We start from the raw sequence: 17,054 nt of genomic DNA on the forward strand, positions 1-17,054 counted from the left end.
TTTATTTTGGTAATACCTGGTAAAAAAGTGCCTGACTTAAACTGCCTGTAAAACTGTCTGGCAACTGAATTGTGATCCGTCCCCAGAACTCCTCTATAACGTCTCCTGAATGTGCCTCCAGCAACATCACATTAGTATCGGAAGTGATGCGCGTACCCAGCGGCAGCTCGAAAGCATTAACCAGGAACCAATACTGGTTATAGGCATCAAACTCAATACTGTTGCTCAGCACCGCCCCGCTTGCGTCTGTAATACGCCGCACTACTACAGGCATTGTGCGCGCATACGCTATCTCAATACCACGCCGCTTCATCTGCCGCTCCACATAGTCCTCTATGTTAATCATTACTGCTCGTCTTTAAATAAATGGTAACGATGTAATTACTCCACTTGTCCGTTACAGTGCCATCCGCCTTTACATAATCAGAACCGGTAAAAACCTTATTCTCATAGTTACCGGTAAGCAGGGTGTTGCGCTGAACGTCGATATCCGCATCCAAATATTCATCACTTGCCTGTGCCTGGTTGTCAAAGGGTACATCTACATTACCAAAATGATACTGCCTGCTGTTGAACTCCAGGCTCAGATGACCTACGACCGGCAAGTAAGCTTCACTGGTCATATTTTCAACACCTACCGAATGCACAACTTTGATGCCGGTGATCTTCACGATATGCCCTGGCAATACCGTATTGATCGCTACCGGTATATGAGGATGCAGCACTATAAACTGCACCGGGTAAAAAGAAGTGCGTACAGAGGACATATTATCGGGTTAAAAACAGCGAAACCTTTACATCATAAGGATAATAGAGCGACGCAACCGGAACCGTTCTTACCGGGCTAAAGCCACCGCTTACACCTATCAGCCCGGTACCCATTTGTAACTGAACTAGATCCGCGGTGAAATTGCTGAACTTAACCAGCTCCTTACCCGACACGTAGGTCTTTTTAATATTTACATTACTCTTTGGGATTACGCCGCCGCCAGGACTATAACTGGCATTGCCCAGCAATCCCTGAATCGAACTGTCTGTATAAATACCCTCTATTTTGGATGAACTGATCGGTACCGGAGTATCAAACAATAACAACTTCTTATTGGGTGGAACATCATCGCCATATACAAGCAGATGCGCCTCATGGCTTTCATCCAGTATTTCTTTCTCATCTACTCTCAACCCGAAAGTGCTGCCGTAGAGTGCGTCTGCATAACCTACGCTCAGCGAAATACCTTTAAGAAGACTATAGTCCTTATGACTTTCCGCATTGAAATACACCCGCTGACCGGCGGCTGAAATTCTAAGGCTCACTTTCTGGAATCGGAAAGAACGTATCATCATCTTAATCGTTGGAAAGCCAGATATTGATAATAACATCATAGGGAAATAACACACCATAAGGATTGGTGTTGTAGCCGGACAGGTTCTTAAAATCTACCTTACCCGGATCATACACGCCTGTATCTTCGCCATTATCCACCAACAGCGGATATTTACTGCCATCCGTAAACCGCCCCTCAATACTACCGCTGGATGCGTCTATCTTTTCGGGGAACACAAAGAATTTACTATTGGGAGCAACACTGTTGGAAGCTGTAAGATTTTTCACCTCGTGGCCGTCATCGAGCACTTCCACGTTATTGAGCCGGAAACCTAAGGTCGCACCCTGGATCGCTTTGTCCTGCGGCAGGGATACAAAAATGCCTTTCAGGCTGCGGTAGCCCTTATCGCAAACTGCGTTGAACCTGATCGTCTCTCCGGCTGCGGACACCCGCAGCCGGATGCGTTGGAATTTATTGTTTTTCATCTGACGCTTGACTTAAAATGTTACCCGAAAAGCTCGTTTATGCTTTCACAACTGTAGTACCGATCAGGATGAGCTTCAGGTAAGCGTTCTGAGGTGCATTAGTACCCCATTCCAGGTTCATCTCTATGGTCTGCTGGTCACGGATCAGCTTGGGATTATCAAGGATATAGGTTCCTTCCACCAGCTGCGCATTGCCTTTGGTATTGAAAACCTCCAGCGTAGTATTAGGGATCAATACCGCACCGTTCGCCTTGAACTCGAATTCACCATTACGCAGGAAGTCCGGTATGATGGAGAAATTGACAGTTAGCGGGTTCGTTATGCTCTGGTCTGAGATACCGTACAGCAGGCGCATGCCATGCAGCAGGAAGAACGCACCCTTTTCAAGTTTGGCAGAGCTGATATTGGTATAGCCTACCGTCTTATTATCATCATCGCGCAGCATCTTCACCACCTTGCTGTTTGCAATATCCTTTACCGCGTAGTAGGAAATATCTACTGATTGCAAAGACTTGCTCGCAAGACCCTTCTGTATATCTTTAGGCAGCAGGTTAATGCGGGTTTCAAAATCACTGCGGCTGCCCCTTGCGTTCTTACCCGCGCTTTGCTTGGCAATCTCCTTTGTTTTGCGAAAGAACCGTGCTTTCTCTTCTGCCGGAGCCTGTTCCACCGCGCCAAGAAAATCCGCTTCATTCATTGCGCCCAGCAGGTTGTACTCGCTGTCATTGATCTGACCTAATGTAAACATAACTGTGTTTTTGAGAAAGCCTGTTCCCGGCTCCTGTATCCGGAACAGGCTAAGAAGGATTAAGACTAAAACAGGAGCGGTCTTGTATAAAAAGAAAGGAACACCTTAGAGCATTTCAAAGTCATCCGACCCGGAAAATTGTCCGGACATTTCATCGTCCTGGCCGCTGAGGTCGTCATCCTGACCATAGAACTGATCATCCGCGCCTCCGCCATTAAAATAGCCACCTCCTTGGTTCGGATCTATGTCCGCTGCACCCATATACGCCGGTGCATCTATATAATAACCGGAGCTACCGTTAGGTGGTTGAACGGCTCCCAGGTCAGGAAAGCCCATCCCCGAAACAGGAGTGCGTTCGTGGTAAAGCCAGCGGTCTGTGTTGGATACAGCCGAAACTGGTGTCAGTCCAAGCCCGCCATCCCCGGCCAGTATGCTTACGCCCGGAAGAGCCGCTTTTACAGTTTTATACGCGCCCGCTATGGCTGCACCCTGAAGGATATTTTTAATAACGGGATTGTCTACTTTCAGTGATCCTATGGCAGAACCTGCTGCCACTGCTACGGGGGGAAGAACCGGCAATAGTCGCTTCATTCCTTTTTGCGTTGTATCGGTCAGGTCAACATTGGCAAATTTCTTAGCAGCAAGATTAATGCCGTTAATTGCCACGTTTCCCAATACAAAACCGCCTACATGCTGCATCATCGGTGCCAGTTGCTTCAGTACATCTTTAAGCCCGGCAGACCTGCCCGGTATGCCTAATGCTGTTGTTGTCGCCATTGTATGATAGTTTAAGTTGTTAGAAATCGTTTAACTCAGATGGAATGTTTTGGGTTTCCCTGGAGGATGCCTGCCCGATGGACCGGAAAGCGCAGGTGTGGATGGTGCGTGATCCTTATGATCATCTGCGGATAACAGTTTGTACACTCCGAACATGACAGCACCACCAATGGCCAGACTTAACAAGGGATTGTTTTGGGCAAACTTCACCGCCCCGGTTGTAATACTGCCCAGCCCGTCAACCGGTTCATCCCCAGTGGTGCTCTCTCCTGCGTCCATAACCGTAAGCGCCGTGCTGCGTGCCTCCGGTAAGGCCGCAGCCGTATTGTTGTCGTCAAAGCTCACTCCGTCATCTTCTACTGCTGCTCCTTCAGTACTGGAAATGTCTATTACTTCGTCTTTCTTAGCCAGTCCGGAATCCTTCATGATCTTGATCACAGCAGTAATCAACGGAGTGGCGGCAGCAACCGCAGCTGCAACCGGGATGATACCCAGGTCTCCCAATCCGCTCAGGCTACCCTTTTTACCTGCCAGGATCGCTTTTCTCAGGTTACTCTTTTTCCCGCCGATCTTTTCAAACAGCTTTTCTACTTTCTCCAATGCCTTTTTGGCTTTGGCTACGGTATTAGCACTGATTCCCTTTGCACTTGCCTGTTCTGGCGTCGCATATGCCCACTTCAGCCGCGAGGACATTTTGCCGATATTGAGTTTGAGCGCCAGCAGAAAGCCGTTACGGGCAGCAATGGTGGCAGGGTTAAAGCGCATCAGTCCTTTACCGACCTTTTTTATCGCACCGCCTACCTTTTTAAAAAAGCCTTTCTTTTTTTTCTTGGGCTTTCCTTTCTTTGCCTTTCCGAGTTGATAGTCGTCTTCACCCGTAAGAATATCATCATCACCGTACAATTCATCGTCACTGAGCAGGCCATCCAGATTGCCAAAACCATTCAACTGGTCAAGCATTGCCTCATTAGCAATAAGCTGGCCTAGCGCCTGGTCGCGTTTGTCGGTAAACCAATACTGGATAGCATAATCAAGCATCTTCAGTATCTCGTCATGGTTATAGCCTGCTACGTAAGAGGCTACCGGGTTTTCAGCAATTGCCTGCCGGGTGGCTACCAGGTAGCGGTACAGGCCGCGCTCTATCTGCGGGTCTTTGACCGCTCCCAGTAAATATTGTTCGCCATCCAGGATACCTAACCCCTGTAAGTCTACTCCGAATATGGCGGCATGTAATGCCGTGTTATTCGCAGCAGCGAGCTGCATGGAGTTCATTACTATTCTGCCGGTATCATTTACGGATGGCGAAGTATCTTCTACGCCGTCAAGAACAGCGATTTTAATTCCGTCTAATGGCATATTATAATCCATTTTTTGCGTGAAAGGCTTCTCGTAGTTAAACCGCCCCAGTACTGCATCCACTGTGTAATAAGCGTTGCCGCTTGCTTTAGGTACAATCACATATATGTGTTGCCAGTGCGCAGCCGAATAACGGGTTATGCGAAAACGGTGCGGAATGCCGAGATTGCACAGTATTGAAGAACAGAAAATCGAAAAACAGTCACAATCGATTCCTTTAAGCCGGTCGTTCCAGGATCTGCGCGGGCTGCGCAACTCTTCCATTCCCGGTTTATCCAGGTGGTATTGGATATTGTGGTACAAGAATTCCCACACAGCACGCAGCGTATCTTCAAGTGTATCCTGTTTCAGTACGGACGCGATCTTTGCTGTCTGAGACAGCGTGGTGCGGACAACCTGGTCTATTACCTTGAGAGTGTCCTTAACCTCCCCATCTTCAGAAACGACTTTATCCGTTATCGCTGCCTTGGGAAACAGGAAATCAAACCGTGCACCGTCTTCCCGGATAACCCGCTGCCCGCTGCTGATCTCATAATCCGGGTGGTACTCCCTGTCTAAAATCCGCATCATTTGTTGATAACCGTTTTAGGAGTTTCAAGGGTCATTCCATCTACCTGCATGATAACCGTCATCGCAACCGGACTGCTGAATGCATGAAGCAATCCGGTCGTTCCGTTCTTTGAAAAAAGCTGCACAAGGCTGGTAATATTCTTTACTCCCATTAAAGGCAGGACTGCTGTCCAGCCTACCGGAAGCATGATTTCCCCCACTTCACTTTGCCTGTTGGCAGCAATAGGAAAGCTTTTCCCTGTAGCCGGGCTTTCTGCAATCATGTTCCCCTTACTGTCCCAAAGCCGTACTACCGGGTTAACGATAGTAACTGATACGTTTGAAGGGTTGTTGATCTTGGCCGTAACAGCAATCTCAATGCCTGAAAGGTTTACCTTATGGACGCGGACTTTGGATAAAGCAACGGTAACATTAGCCACCAGCTTATTTAACTGGAGCATACGGTTCACTATCAGGAACGCACCAACACCGATACCTATCTTGACCGCAGGATGCATGGCTTATTTCTTTCTGAATTTGGCGAACACATAATCCAGTCCTTTCTTGGTACAGTAACCAACCACGGCACTGATAAAAGCATAGGACATTACGGCAATACTTCCGTCCAGGGTGAGGCTGTCCATGAGCAAATGAGGGATGGCCTGAGCCTTATACACACCGCCTATGGTACTGAATGCTACTGTCCAGATGGAAGTAGTTCCAAATAACGAGGGCTGTTCCGAAGGAGAATGATCGTTGGAGGTAAAATGGTGCATCGTTGTTTTGATCTTTTTTCTGATCGTGAAACAAAGATGAGGTGAGCGAAAAAGGGCGGAATAACATTTGATATGATTCAGCAACCTTTAGTACAATTCAATAACATTTTATATCATTTCGAAACAATTGACATCGTATGATGCGGGTGCAGTTCTATATAGCTCTAACTGTTCAAAAAGTAATGTAGTACACTATGTAGAACACCAAACGCTTTACTATCGGGGCATTTTGATTATTCGGAATGGCTGCTTCAAAATACTACATCAAAAAGCCAGCGGTGTTTGTTGAAAAAAAAATGCATTAAAAAGGAGAGCCGCATTACGGCTCTCCCAGGATCTCAACTATTTTTTCAACATCACTTTTTCGGAAAACATGCCTGAAGCGTAACTGCTCCAAAAACTCCGGATGCTTGTCTTTATGCTCCAGAAGCCATTTGCGAAACAGCATGTATGCGCTTCTGCTGTTGAATTCCGGGAAGTACAACTGAGCGAGTTCCTTGCGCGTGTAAGCTTTTATCTCAAACATATTCCGATGATCTTTTTTCAAAAGTAAACGGCGGGAACCTTATTTGTAACTTTCTTGTAAAACATTATTACTTCCTATAAAATTTTACAAGAAACGCTGTGGCAAAGAGTTACACGGCATAGTACCATTACGGATACACTACGTTCTTTACAGATTATCTGCGCCTCTCATTACAAATTTAACCGGCTTTTTCACGGATCTATTACACCTGGCAATACAGCAATGTTGCAGAATGATATAAAATGTTACTGAATCGTACTAAAAGTTGCCAAATGTTGAATCGCACACTTCGCTTGTTAGCACTTTGCAGGCAAGCGGCGTTGCAAAACGCACATTTTTTAACCCGCAAAAAACAAATGTCTATGCGTTCAACTTTAAAAGCGTCTCAAACGTTTCACTTTTCCATTCCTGCAATACTCGTTATAGAGGTGCTCAGCATTATATGGCTTCACCGTATCAGGTTTAAGATAAACCACGTCAGTAAAGATCACCAGTTTTTAAAACTCGCACTGTTTGTAAACCTGGCAAAGCCGCATCAATGTGAAGGAGTGCGGCGGATCGAAGGTTTTTTACAGAAACTGTAGTGCCTCGGATGCTATTGTAACCAGATATTTTTTCAAACCCCGCTTAAAATCAGCTAATTATTTGTTTCAGAGGCACAATTTTTCAAATACACATTATTGATAATCAACCTTTTGTATATTTGCATATAAAGAAAAAGCCCTAAAGGAATGCAAAAGAATTCTACGTACACAAGGATAATGTTGTAGCCTTTGTCCATGTGCTTGAGCAATACAACTTCTCAACAGGGGGGGTGTTTACTAACTGTGATGACTGCATCGGAATATGGGTGTATTACTATCCTCAATTCGATAATCATCAGGAAGGCTTAAGCCATCTGGAGCGACTAGCGGATTAAAAGCACAAACACTTCTTAACATGAATAAGAAAAAGGTGAAGGAGGTAATACCAGAAGTTGACTTGTCCTGCGAAGAAAACAATCGGCTCACCGCCCAGGAGTTAATAACCTACCCCGGTTGTGAACAACTGACAGAGCAGGAGGCTCAGGAAATTACAAGTAACCTGCATCTGTTAGCAGAATTACTTTATGGCATCGCCAGCGAGCAGACAGGAACAAAAAGGAAACTAAGCACTATTCTAAATCCACAACAAAACAACCAACAAAATTTAGCAGCATGAAAAACGAATCATTCTTTCAGCAATCAGCAACAATAAGAGAACAGCCTGCCTTTGCAAACGATCAAAAAGAAGCAGTGAAATTCGCGCGCTCAGCGTCCAGAGAACAACGGTATACCAACCTGAGCATCGATGCACAAAACAGAATCATTGATGAATATGCATCAAGCAATGGTTTTACAGTCCGCGCATCCTTCGGCGGAGAATTTGAATCGGCAAAAACAGACGGTCGAAAAGAATTTCAGCGAATGCTGGATTATATAAAAAAGAGGAAAGGCCAGATAGGTTACATACTTATCTACGACAATTCGAGGTTTAACCGAATCGGTAGCAACGCTATCAAACTGGCGTCAGACCTTAAAAGTTTTTACGGAGTGCAAGTTTTGACTGTAACCAACCACGCAGAATATGCGACTCCAGCATACCTGACGCAAATCATGGAGCCTTAACATACTCTCAACTGAGTTTGCATCAAACAAAAAAAATCTTCTTAAGAAAGCTCACTCAAAAAAATAAAATATGGCAGACTTATCATCATTTCAACGATTCGCTAAACTTTCCGGTCAACCGGTCTTTGAAAAAGATTTTAAAGAAGCGGTAAAATACACACGGGTATCATCAAAAGAACAGCAGGATACTAACCTTAGTCTGGACTTCCAGAATAAAACAATCGATGAATATGCGGCAAGAAATGGCTTTACAGTACATGCTTCTTTTGGTGGCAAATTTGAATCCGCAAAAACGGACGGGCGGAAGGAATTCCAGCGCATGCTCGAATATATCAAAAAGAAAAAAGGACGCATAGGCTATATACTTATTTATACGACATCAAGGTTTAGCCGAACAGGCGGGGGTGCCATCAAACTGGCTGCAGACTTACGTCGCAATTATGGAGTACGTGTATTAGCGGTAACCCAGCCAACCGATACAGCTACCCCAACAGGGCAATTTCATCAGAATATGGAGCTGCTCATATCCCAATATGATAATGAACTGCGCAGGCAGGCAACAATGGCCGGTTCCAAGGAACATCTGGAGCAAGGGATTTGGTGTCTGCGTCCGCCTTTAGGGTATGATGCTATTATGATCAATGGGAAACGCGAGATTGTAATCAACCAGACCGGAGAGCAACTCAGAAAAGCATTTACGTGGAAGCTAAGCGGCACATCAAATGAAGAAATACTTCGTAGATTGAAAACATTAGGGGTAACCACCTACAAACAGAAATTAAGTCAGATATTCTCTAACCCCTTTTATGCCGGTATCATTGTAAATAAAATGCTTAACGGTAAAGTGGTAAAAGGAATTCACCCTAAACTGATTACCGAAGAGGTATTTCTGAAAGTGAATCAGGTTAGAGCGGAGGCAAAAGGAAAGTTTGGTACCTACCATCAAAATGAACGTGACGAAATCCCATTAAAATTGTTTACCAAATGTGACAGGTGCGGTAACGCTTTTACCGGTTATATAGTTAAGGCTAAAAACCTCTACTATTACAAATGTCGGACAACAGGTTGTAAATGCAACAAGAGCGCCAAAACGATGAACGAACAGTTTATCGAGTTCCTAAGTACCTACTCCATAAAGCAAGAGTTCGTTGAGCCGCTTATAAAGGACATGACGGCTTATCATTATCAGAAGAACCAGGACGATGCCAAGCGCCATCAGGAATTAAAAAAGAGATTGTCCGAGATTGAAGGGTACCTTGACAATATTGATGAAAATTTTCATGTAAAAGGTACCATGTCCGGAGAAACTTATCAGAAATTTAAACTCAAATACCTTGATCAGCGAGCTGAAATCACACAGGAAATAAACAATGTTGTAACGATGAGTTCGAACCTTACAAAATTGCTTGAAACAGCAGCTCAACTTTCCGTGAAACTCGCTTCTACATGGACTTCCAGCACTGCAAAACAAAAAGAGGCATTACAAAAACTGGTATTTCCGGACGGTGTTTACTATAATTTGGAAAAACAGGCATTTCGAACCGAGAAAGTAAATTCTGTCTTTGCGCTTTTCGCAAGCCTGGCGCGGGTTTCAGAGGAGGATAAAAACAAACAAGGTAGCATCTCTGCTACCTTGTCAAGTCAAGTCGGGATGACTGGATTCGAACCAGCGGCCTCTTCGTCCCGAACGAAGCGCGCTACCGGGCTGCGCTACATCCCGAAGGACTCAATACTATAAATACTTCACTCCATTGGATAAAAAAAGAAGCCTGCTCGCGCAGGCTTCTTTCGTTCGGTCGGGACGACTAGATTCGAACTAGCGACCCCTTGCACCCCATGCAAGTGCGCTACCGGGCTGCGCTACGTCCCGAACTCCTCAGGGAGGGCCGCAAAAGTAAAAATTTTGTTTGAAAAAAACTAATTCAGCTTCGAAGAAATTAAGCGAAGGAACTCACTACGTGTCTCTTGCGCTTCAAACTGTCCGCTGAACGCCGAGGTCGTCGTTACACTGTTTTGCTTCTGCACTCCGCGCATCATCATGCACAAATGCTGTGCCTCAATCACCACTGCCACACCCATTGGCTGCAGCGTCTCCTGGATCGCATCCAGGATCTGGTGCGTAAGACGTTCCTGCACCTGCAGACGGCGCGCAAACGTGTCCACCACCCGGGCAATCTTGCTCAGCCCGGTGATCACCCCATTCGGTATATACGCCACATGCGCCTTTCCGAAGAAGGGCAGCATATGATGCTCGCAAAGCGAATACAGCTCTATATCTTTCACAATCACCATCTCGCTGTACGACTCATGGAACTTTGCCGCTTCAAGTATCTGGCGTGCATCCATATTGTATCCCTGTGTAAGGAACTGCATCGCTTTCGCCACCCGCTTGGGTGTATCCAGCAGACCTTCCCGGTCCGCATCCTCACCCAGCAATTCCAGCGAAGAACGGTAATGCGCCATCAGGGCATCCGTAATATGCGGATCAAAATGTTCTTCTTTTTTATAAGCCACGTTGCTTGTATGTTTTTTAGAAGGGAGAAAAAAACTGCCGCTTAGGCACCGTAGTATTCTACGTATATATTGCGTGTCTCGCGCAGCATGAGCTTATGCAGCTGCACACCCATCTGCTCCACATGAGGCCGCAATTCGTCCCAGATAGCGATGGTCAGGTTTTCGGCACTGGTGAACTTACCTTTCATAAACGGAACATCAAGGTTCAGGTTGCGGTGATCCACCTGTTCTACGATCACCTGCTTGATGAGACTTCCGAGCTCTTTCGCATTGCATACGAAACCTGTCTCTTTACTCGGCTCTCCCTTCACGGTTACATGCAGCTCATAATTGTGGCCGTGCCAGTTCGCATTCGCACATTTACCGAATACTTCTTCATTTTTTTCGGCGGTCCAGGACTCGTTATACAGTTTGTGGGCTGCATTAAAATGCTCAACCCGTGTCAGATACACCATGCTTTGTAATTAGTCCGCAAAAGTACCCTCTGCTTGCTTATCAAAAAAATAACTTTACTTGCAGCTGATGAAGAATTTATTGATAGTGTCTGCGACAGAAGCCGAAATCCTGCCCTTGCTGCGCTTCCTGGAAGCCAATTTCCGGACAGTCGCGCAGCATTCCTTTCAGAATGAACGCTATTCGGTGGATATACTGATATCGGGAGTGGGCATGATGAGCACAGCTTACAATCTTGGCGTTGCGCTTGCCCGCAATACCTACGATGCTGCGCTGCAGGCCGGTATCGGCGGATGCTTCGATATGCAGCTACCTTTGGGCTCGGTACTGGGCGTTGCTTCGGAATGCTATGCAGATCTCGGCGCAGAGAACCGCGGGGCTTATATAGATATATATGAACTGGGCTTCCTGCAAAAGGACACCTACCCTTTTACGGACGGAAAACTATTGAACCTGAAACCGTTTGAAGCAGGAATGGGGCTGGACCTTGTTCCCGCCATCAGCGTGAATACCGTGAGCGGACATAGTCCCACCATTGCCGCCCGTGCCGGAAGATACGGTGCCGTACTCGAAAGCATGGAAGGAATTGCATTCCATTACGCGTGCCTGCAACAGCAACTGCCTTTTCTGCAGATACGGGCCATATCCAACTACGTAACCCCGCGCGACCGCGATGCATGGCAGATAGGATTGGCGATCAGGAACCTGAACCAGCATTTACAGGATTTTTTTAGCAAATAAAGACCCTAATTTTACGGTCGCAATTTCCACAAATATGAAACTCACGCTGGGCTTCAGCCCCTGCCCCAATGATACTTTTATCTTCGATGCACTGGTGAACAAAAAAATCGATACCGGCATCTATTCGTTCGACTATGTGATGGAGGACGTGGAAACGCTCAACCAGTGGGCATTTGAAGCAAAGCTCGACATTACCAAACTCAGTTATGGCTCCTACCTGGATCTCGCGCACCCTTATGCGTTACTGCATTCGGGCAGTGCATTAGGCAAAGGCGTAGGTCCGCTGCTGGTGAGCAGCCAGCCAATCGAACGGTCGGAACTTGCTGGCTGCCGCATTGCGATCCCCGGCAAAAAAACCACGGCCAACCTGCTGTTGTCCCTCGCTCACCCGGAAGCAAAAGATAAAACGGAAGTATTATTCAGCGATATCGAGCAATCGGTGCTCGACGGGCGTTTCGATGCGGGACTGATCATCCATGAGAGCCGCTTCACTTACGCAGCAAGGGGATTGCATAAGATCATGGACCTGGGCGACTGGTGGGAAAACGAAATGCGTGCCGCTATTCCCTTAGGCGGTATCGTGATCCGGCGCAGTCTTCCGGCAAACATTGCTGCCGATGTGGACCGTCTGATCCGCGAAAGCCTGGAGTATTCCTGGAAACATTACCCGGAACTTTCTCCCTTCGTGCAGGAAAATGCACAGGAAATGGAGGAATCCGTAATGCGCCAGCATATCAATCTCTATGTAAATGAATTCTCTACCGACCTCGGTCCTGTAGGCAGGCACAGCATAGAGACTTTATTCTCGAAAGCAAAATCCGGCGGACTGATAGCAGGAAACCTGCCGGAAAATATATTCTACTGATACCTATGAGCAGCGCCAGGGAAGTATTACAGCAATACTGGGGATATGATGCGTTCCGGGAATTACAGGAACCCATCATAGCAACCGTCCTCAAAGGCGCCGACTGTATCGCGCTGCTACCCACGGGCGGAGGCAAATCGCTGTGCTACCAGGTGCCTGCCCTGCTGATGGAAGGTCTCACACTGGTGGTATCGCCGCTGATCTCCCTGATGCAGGATCAGGTGCAACGCCTGCAGGAACAAGGCATCAACGCAGCCTACCTCCATAGCGGACTCAGTGCGCAGCAGGTTCAGGGTATCCTTGCCGAGGCGGAAAAAGGAACGCTGAAATTATTATACGTGTCTCCCGAACGGCTGCAGAACAGACTGTTCCGTCAGGCACTCCCCTACCTGAAAATCGCGCTGATAGCCGTGGATGAAGCGCACTGTATCTCACAATGGGGCCATGATTTCCGGCCGGAATACCTGCAGATCAAAACACTGCGGGAGGAAGGACGGCAGATACCCATCCTCGCACTTACGGCAAGTGCCACCCATAAAGTACTGGCCGACATACAACAGCAACTGGGCATCAGCACCGCGGCGGTGTTCCGTAAAAGCTTTGCACGCCCGAACATCCATTACACCATTCACTACACGGAAAACAAACTCCAGGATACGGTAAACTTCTTCCGCCACAACGAGCATTGCGCGATCATCTATTGCCGCAGCCGGCGACGCACGCAGGAGATGAGCGCACTGCTGCAACAGAACGGCATTCAGGCTGCAGCTTTTCACGCCGGACTTCCGCGCGAACAACGGCATGCTGTGCAGCAGGCCTGGATGCAAAACGAATTGCAGGTGATGGTGGCCACTACCGCTTTCGGAATGGGTATAGACAAACCGGATGTGCGCACGGTGCTGCACCTTGAGTCCCCGGAAAACCTCGAAGCCTACTACCAGGAGACGGGCAGGGCCGGACGCGACGGACAGCCATCCAGGGCGATCCTGCTGTATGGCAATTATGATCTGCAGAGACTGGGCGAAAGCGTTGAACAGCATTTCCCGCCTGAAGATTACCTGCGCAGGATATACCAGTACGTTTGCGACTTCCTGCAGATACCTACCGGAACAGAGCTGGATGACTACTACGAATTCGATCTTGAAACATTCCTGAAAAACTTCCGGCTGGAATCCGTTCCGGCCACACACGCGCTGCGCCTGCTCGCGCAGGAGGGTTTATGGAGTCTGAACGACGCGGTGTTCCGCCCGGCCCAGATACAGGTGACTGCCTCGCGCAATACACTGGACCAGGTGCAGGAGCAGTATCCGCGGCTGTCGGTTGTGATCACAGGCATGCTGCGCCTGTATACCGGTATCTTCCATTATCCCGTCCCGGTAAATGTATTCGGATTGGCCAGGAAACTGCAACTGAAGAAAGACGACCTCGAAACCATGCTGCTGCAACTGCACGCCATGAACCTGATCGAGTTCAAACCTGCTCATTCGGGCCCTATGATCCATGTGCATCATTACCGCGTGCCTTCCCGGGACCTGATCATCGACCATAAACGCATTGCGCGCCTGCGTGAAAATGAAAAATTCCGCACTGAAAGCATGACCGCATTCCTGCAAAACAGGGATACCTGCGTGAATCGTATGCTGCTGGCCTATTTCGACGAAACGGCTCCTGAATGGTGCGGCCATTGCTACATCTGCGCAAAAAGATCGGCTCCTGCGGAGCCGAAAGCATCGCTGGAACAACGCATTGTTCAACTGCTGGAAACACACGAAAGCCTCAGCCTTCAGGAACTGCTGCATGCAATGAACCCATCCGATACCACCGCAACCATAGAATGCATCCGGCAAATGACGGAATCCGGACTGATCATCACCGACGGATTAGGGAATATCACCCTTCCCGGCCGGTCCTGATTGCGTCAGGGAAAATATGTACTTTTGGAACTTAATACTTTCAACATCCAATGTCTCAGATCAATATAAACGGGGGAGCATCTTTCTCCGTAGAAAAAAACGGCGACACAGTGCTGATCAACGGCACATCCGTGCAGCCGGACATCCGCTGGATGTCGCCAACCGAGGCCAGCATCCTGCTCGACAATAAAAGCTATACCGCAGAAGTGGAAAAAGTGGACCGCGACAACAAAGAACTCGTGGTTCGTATCAACGGCAACCGCGTGGTGATGAATATCCGTGAAGACATTGACCTGCTGCTGGAAAAAATGGGCATTAATATGGCCGCCGGAATGAAAGCCGCTCCGCTGAAAGCGCCTATGCCCGGTCTGATCCTGAAAATACTCGTCAGCCCCGGCCAGCAGGTACAGAAAGGTGACGGATTGCTGATCCTCGAAGCCATGAAAATGGAAAACATACTGAAAGCAACAGGCCCCGCCACCGTCAAAGCAATAAAGGTTGAAGAACGCACTGCGGTCGAAAAAGGTTCGGTGCTGATCGAAATGGAATAATGCCGACATGAAAGCAATCCGTATATTCTTATTCTCATTGTTGCTGCTGCAGGCCCGGATCGTCGCGGCTGAGCAGTTCTCCTACATATTCATACAGGGAGATAAAAAGACGCCTATTTACACGAAAGTGGAAGGCGTAATGATGCCGCGTTATGGTAAAAACTACGCGTTGCTCGCTCCGCTCGCACCAGGCCCGATCAACATCGAAATCCTGTTCCAGCAAAACGAACATCCGCCACTGAACTTCCGTATCCTCGTACCTGAAAATGGCAAACGCGCATTTCTGCTGAGCTCGAAAGACGGTAAGTATGCGCTGTACGACCTGGAACAGAATTTCTACCTGCTGTCGGACAATTCTTTTGAAGAAGACCATATGCCCGCCGTTGTCACCAACCAGACATTGGCTGTCAATGCAGTGGAAACCCCGAAACGGGAAGTTCCCGCAACGGAAAAAACGAACGTAAAAACCCCGGATTCCGAAAAGCTCTACGAACCCGAAGCAAACGAAGGCAACAATCAGAACAATACTGCTGCAGTCCCACAACCTTCCGGCAAACAGGCTCCCCGGTTTATCGAGAATATTACGTTCAACAATGAACAGGCCACAGGTGGCACTATTGCAAAAGCCACAGATGAAACAGGAAACGGTGCAATCACCGGCGGAACGGTAACCAATAGCGACTGTGCGGGCGTGATCGGCGACGAAAGATTTATCCGGCTGCGCACAGACCTCAACCTCGTCACGAATGAAGACCAGCGCCTGGGCATTATACAGGGCGCCATTAAAAACAATTGCTTCTCCACAAGACAGGCGGCCGAACTTACCGAACTGCTCAGCAGCGATGTGGCGAGGCTCTCAGCGCTGAAAGCCTTTTATCCCAAGATCAGTGATCAGGCAGAGTTTCCCTCCCTCGCTTCGCTTATCACCGATGAAGATGTCAAAAGCTATTTCCTCGGTTTCCTGAACAAATAAAGAAACAGAGAGCTCATAAAAAAGCGCGATCATCAATGACGATCGCGCTTTTTTATTATTCTTAAATCTTACTGCATCGACTGGATCACCATTTCGGCAATATCCAGCACCTGCACATGATCTTCCTGTTCTTTATTTTTCACACCATCGGTAAGCATCGTGGTGCAGAACGGACAGTTGGCAGCGATCACACTCGCCCCGGTTGCCAGTGCTTCATTGGAGCGCTCGAGGTTGATACGCGTATCTCCCGGCTCATCTTCCTTGAACATCTGCGCACCGCCTGCGCCACAGCACAACCCGTTGGTACGGCAACGTTTCATTTCTATCAGTTCCACGTCCAATGCTTCCAGCACCGCGCGCGGAGCTTCATACACGTTATTCGCGCGCCCGAGGTAACAACTGTCGTGGTACGTGATCTTTTTACCTTTGAATGCGCCGCCACCCTGCAGCACGAGTCTGCCATCGTTGATCAGCGACTGCAGGAAAGTGGTATGGTGGATCACTTCGTAATGACCGCCCAGCGCAGGATATTCGTTCTTCAGGATATTGAAGCAATGCGGACAGGCAGTAACGATCTTCTTCACCTCATACCCGTTCAGCACCTGTATATTGTTGTATGCCATCATCTGGAACAGGAATTCATTTCCTGCACGGCGTGCCGGATCGCCGGTACACATCTCCTCTTTACCCAGGATCGCAAAACTAACCCCCACTTTATTGAGAATAGCAGCAAATGCTTTGGTGATCTTCTGCGCACGCTGATCAAAGCTGCCCGCACAACCTACCCAAAACAGCACCTCGGGTTGTGCACCCTCGGCCATATATTCCGCCATCGACTTAATATGCATATGTAAAT

The 17,054-nt window shown here is 47.9% G+C and carries 21 protein-coding genes, 2 tRNA genes and 1 pseudogene; 9 read left to right on the forward strand and 15 right to left on the reverse strand.

Going from position 1 to position 17,054, the window contains the following annotated elements:
• Position 1: 1 nt before the first annotated feature.
• The 10 genes from ABD846_RS11935 to ABD846_RS11980 form a co-directional block, all read right to left on the reverse strand.
• The gene (locus tag ABD846_RS11935; protein WP_344827209.1) at positions 2–346 is read right to left on the reverse strand and encodes a hypothetical protein; all 345 of its coding nucleotides are present in this window, start codon (positions 344–346) and stop codon (positions 2–4) included.
• Positions 339–767, reverse strand: coding sequence for a hypothetical protein (locus ABD846_RS11940; RefSeq protein ID WP_344827211.1), 429 nt, complete (start codon positions 765–767; stop codon positions 339–341). The genes ABD846_RS11935 and ABD846_RS11940 overlap by 8 nt, the downstream gene beginning before the upstream one ends.
• 1 nt (position 768) lies before the next feature.
• Entirely contained in the window at positions 769–1,344 is a 576-nt protein-coding gene (locus ABD846_RS11945) for a hypothetical protein (RefSeq protein WP_344827214.1), read from the reverse strand.
• A 1-nt stretch (position 1,345) separates the two neighbouring features.
• On the reverse strand, positions 1,346–1,810 hold the full coding sequence (locus ABD846_RS11950) for a hypothetical protein (protein WP_344827217.1): 465 nt from the start codon (positions 1,808–1,810) through the stop codon (positions 1,346–1,348).
• Positions 1,811–1,847: 37 nt separating this feature from the next.
• Positions 1,848–2,558 (reverse strand): hypothetical protein, encoded by a 711-nt coding sequence (locus ABD846_RS11955; protein WP_344827220.1) that lies wholly within the window; start codon positions 2,556–2,558, stop codon positions 1,848–1,850.
• 105 nt (positions 2,559–2,663) lie between these two features.
• Positions 2,664–3,335, reverse strand: a complete 672-nt coding sequence (locus ABD846_RS11960; protein ID WP_344827223.1) for a hypothetical protein — start codon at positions 3,333–3,335, stop codon at positions 2,664–2,666.
• A 30-nt stretch (positions 3,336–3,365) separates the two neighbouring features.
• On the reverse strand, positions 3,366–5,261 hold the full coding sequence (locus ABD846_RS11965) for a hypothetical protein (protein ID WP_344827226.1): 1,896 nt from the start codon (positions 5,259–5,261) through the stop codon (positions 3,366–3,368).
• On the reverse strand, positions 5,258–5,758 hold the full coding sequence (locus ABD846_RS11970) for a hypothetical protein (protein WP_344827227.1): 501 nt from the start codon (positions 5,756–5,758) through the stop codon (positions 5,258–5,260). Before ABD846_RS11970 ends, ABD846_RS11965 begins: the two co-directional genes overlap by 4 nt.
• Before the next feature lie 3 nt (positions 5,759–5,761).
• Positions 5,762–6,016 (reverse strand): hypothetical protein, encoded by a 255-nt coding sequence (locus ABD846_RS11975; protein WP_344827229.1) that lies wholly within the window; start codon positions 6,014–6,016, stop codon positions 5,762–5,764.
• Between the two features lie 319 nt (positions 6,017–6,335).
• Positions 6,336–6,542, reverse strand: a complete 207-nt coding sequence (locus tag ABD846_RS11980) for a DUF4248 domain-containing protein (RefSeq protein ID WP_344827231.1) — start codon at positions 6,540–6,542, stop codon at positions 6,336–6,338.
• Positions 6,543–6,904: 362 nt separating this feature from the next.
• On the opposite strand from ABD846_RS11980, the gene ABD846_RS11985 reads away from it, so the two are divergent.
• The 4 genes and pseudogenes from ABD846_RS11985 to ABD846_RS14775 form a co-directional block, all read left to right on the forward strand.
• Positions 6,905–7,126, forward strand: coding sequence for a hypothetical protein (locus tag ABD846_RS11985; protein WP_344827233.1), 222 nt, complete (start codon positions 6,905–6,907; stop codon positions 7,124–7,126).
• Between the two features lie 355 nt (positions 7,127–7,481).
• Positions 7,482–7,742 (forward strand): hypothetical protein, encoded by a 261-nt coding sequence (locus tag ABD846_RS11990; protein ID WP_344827235.1) that lies wholly within the window; start codon positions 7,482–7,484, stop codon positions 7,740–7,742.
• The gene (locus ABD846_RS11995; RefSeq protein ID WP_344827237.1) at positions 7,739–8,188 is read left to right on the forward strand and encodes a recombinase family protein; all 450 of its coding nucleotides are present in this window, start codon (positions 7,739–7,741) and stop codon (positions 8,186–8,188) included. Before ABD846_RS11990 ends, ABD846_RS11995 begins: the two co-directional genes overlap by 4 nt.
• A gap of 70 nt (positions 8,189–8,258) precedes the next feature.
• Positions 8,259–9,092 (forward strand): annotated as a pseudogene (locus tag ABD846_RS14775) (recombinase family protein); the annotation flags it as partial.
• A 742-nt stretch (positions 9,093–9,834) separates the two neighbouring features.
• Here the strand turns inward: ABD846_RS14775 and ABD846_RS12000 are convergent.
• The 4 genes from ABD846_RS12000 to ABD846_RS12015 all read right to left on the reverse strand — a co-directional run bounded on the left by ABD846_RS12000 (position 9,835) and on the right by ABD846_RS12015 (position 11,157).
• Positions 9,835–9,908: transfer RNA gene (locus ABD846_RS12000), tRNA-Pro, on the reverse strand.
• Positions 9,909–9,984: 76 nt separating this feature from the next.
• Positions 9,985–10,058 (reverse strand) — tRNA-Pro (locus ABD846_RS12005).
• A gap of 47 nt (positions 10,059–10,105) precedes the next feature.
• Positions 10,106–10,702 (reverse strand): GTP cyclohydrolase I FolE, encoded by a 597-nt coding sequence (folE, locus tag ABD846_RS12010; protein WP_425568040.1) that lies wholly within the window; start codon positions 10,700–10,702, stop codon positions 10,106–10,108.
• A 41-nt stretch (positions 10,703–10,743) separates the two neighbouring features.
• Complete coding sequence (locus ABD846_RS12015; protein WP_344827239.1) at positions 10,744–11,157, reverse strand: 6-pyruvoyl trahydropterin synthase family protein; 414 nt, start codon at positions 11,155–11,157, stop codon at positions 10,744–10,746.
• Between the two features lie 67 nt (positions 11,158–11,224).
• Between ABD846_RS12015 and mqnB the strand changes: the two genes are divergently transcribed.
• The 5 genes from mqnB to ABD846_RS12040 are packed head-to-tail and all read left to right on the forward strand — an operon-like array spanning position 11,225 to position 16,198.
• Complete coding sequence (gene mqnB, locus ABD846_RS12020; RefSeq protein ID WP_344827240.1) at positions 11,225–11,896, forward strand: futalosine hydrolase; 672 nt, start codon at positions 11,225–11,227, stop codon at positions 11,894–11,896.
• A gap of 34 nt (positions 11,897–11,930) precedes the next feature.
• Positions 11,931–12,761 carry a 1,4-dihydroxy-6-naphtoate synthase gene (locus ABD846_RS12025; protein ID WP_344827242.1) on the forward strand — a complete coding sequence of 277 codons (831 nt, stop codon included), beginning with the start codon at positions 11,931–11,933 and terminating at the stop codon, positions 12,759–12,761.
• Between the two features lie 5 nt (positions 12,762–12,766).
• Positions 12,767–14,674, forward strand: coding sequence for a RecQ family ATP-dependent DNA helicase (locus tag ABD846_RS12030; RefSeq protein ID WP_344827244.1), 1,908 nt, complete (start codon positions 12,767–12,769; stop codon positions 14,672–14,674).
• Positions 14,675–14,724: 50 nt separating this feature from the next.
• The gene (locus tag ABD846_RS12035; RefSeq protein WP_344827246.1) at positions 14,725–15,225 is read left to right on the forward strand and encodes an acyl-CoA carboxylase biotin carboxyl carrier protein subunit; all 501 of its coding nucleotides are present in this window, start codon (positions 14,725–14,727) and stop codon (positions 15,223–15,225) included.
• Between the two features lie 7 nt (positions 15,226–15,232).
• Entirely contained in the window at positions 15,233–16,198 is a 966-nt protein-coding gene (locus tag ABD846_RS12040; protein ID WP_344827248.1) for a proline and serine-rich protein 1 family protein, read from the forward strand.
• A 68-nt stretch (positions 16,199–16,266) separates the two neighbouring features.
• Here ABD846_RS12040 and ABD846_RS12045 read toward each other — a convergent pair whose 3' ends face one another.
• Positions 16,267–17,046, reverse strand: coding sequence for a (Fe-S)-binding protein (locus ABD846_RS12045; RefSeq protein ID WP_344827250.1), 780 nt, complete (start codon positions 17,044–17,046; stop codon positions 16,267–16,269).
• Positions 17,047–17,054: the final 8 nt, after the last annotated feature.

The organism is Rurimicrobium arvi, from assembly GCF_039540495.1.
GTDB lineage: Bacteria > Bacteroidota > Bacteroidia > Chitinophagales > Chitinophagaceae > Rurimicrobium > Rurimicrobium arvi.

Bases quoted from the DNA above. Each gene is read 5' to 3' on its own strand.
- ABD846_RS11935 (WP_344827209.1), bottom strand. From the start codon at position 346: ATGATTAACATAGAGGACTATGTGGAGCGGCAGATGAAGCGGCGTGGT.
- ABD846_RS11960 (WP_344827223.1), bottom strand. From the start codon at position 3,335: ATGGCGACAACAACAGCATTAGGCATACCGGGCAGGTCTGCCGGGCTT.
- ABD846_RS11975 (WP_344827229.1), bottom strand. From the start codon at position 6,016: ATGCACCATTTTACCTCCAACGATCATTCTCCTTCGGAACAGCCCTCG.
- ABD846_RS11950 (WP_344827217.1), bottom strand. From the start codon at position 1,810: ATGAAAAACAATAAATTCCAACGCATCCGGCTGCGGGTGTCCGCAGCC.
- ABD846_RS11965 (WP_344827226.1), bottom strand. From the start codon at position 5,261: ATGATGCGGATTTTAGACAGGGAGTACCACCCGGATTATGAGATCAGC.
- ABD846_RS11940 (WP_344827211.1), bottom strand. From the start codon at position 767: ATGTCCTCTGTACGCACTTCTTTTTACCCGGTGCAGTTTATAGTGCTG.
- ABD846_RS11985 (WP_344827233.1), top strand. From the start codon at position 6,905: ATGCGTTCAACTTTAAAAGCGTCTCAAACGTTTCACTTTTCCATTCCT.
- ABD846_RS11980 (WP_344827231.1), bottom strand. From the start codon at position 6,542: ATGTTTGAGATAAAAGCTTACACGCGCAAGGAACTCGCTCAGTTGTAC.
- ABD846_RS11955 (WP_344827220.1), bottom strand. From the start codon at position 2,558: ATGTTTACATTAGGTCAGATCAATGACAGCGAGTACAACCTGCTGGGC.
- ABD846_RS12030 (WP_344827244.1), top strand. From the start codon at position 12,767: ATGAGCAGCGCCAGGGAAGTATTACAGCAATACTGGGGATATGATGCG.
- ABD846_RS11970 (WP_344827227.1), bottom strand. From the start codon at position 5,758: ATGCATCCTGCGGTCAAGATAGGTATCGGTGTTGGTGCGTTCCTGATA.
- ABD846_RS11945 (WP_344827214.1), bottom strand. From the start codon at position 1,344: ATGATGATACGTTCTTTCCGATTCCAGAAAGTGAGCCTTAGAATTTCA.
- ABD846_RS12035 (WP_344827246.1), top strand. From the start codon at position 14,725: ATGTCTCAGATCAATATAAACGGGGGAGCATCTTTCTCCGTAGAAAAA.
- ABD846_RS11995 (WP_344827237.1), top strand. From the start codon at position 7,739: ATGAAAAACGAATCATTCTTTCAGCAATCAGCAACAATAAGAGAACAG.
- ABD846_RS12015 (WP_344827239.1), bottom strand. From the start codon at position 11,157: ATGGTGTATCTGACACGGGTTGAGCATTTTAATGCAGCCCACAAACTG.
- ABD846_RS12025 (WP_344827242.1), top strand. From the start codon at position 11,931: ATGAAACTCACGCTGGGCTTCAGCCCCTGCCCCAATGATACTTTTATC.
- ABD846_RS12045 (WP_344827250.1), bottom strand. From the start codon at position 17,046: ATGCATATTAAGTCGATGGCGGAATATATGGCCGAGGGTGCACAACCC.
- ABD846_RS12040 (WP_344827248.1), top strand. From the start codon at position 15,233: ATGAAAGCAATCCGTATATTCTTATTCTCATTGTTGCTGCTGCAGGCC.
- ABD846_RS11990 (WP_344827235.1), top strand. From the start codon at position 7,482: ATGAATAAGAAAAAGGTGAAGGAGGTAATACCAGAAGTTGACTTGTCC.
- mqnB (WP_344827240.1), top strand. From the start codon at position 11,225: ATGAAGAATTTATTGATAGTGTCTGCGACAGAAGCCGAAATCCTGCCC.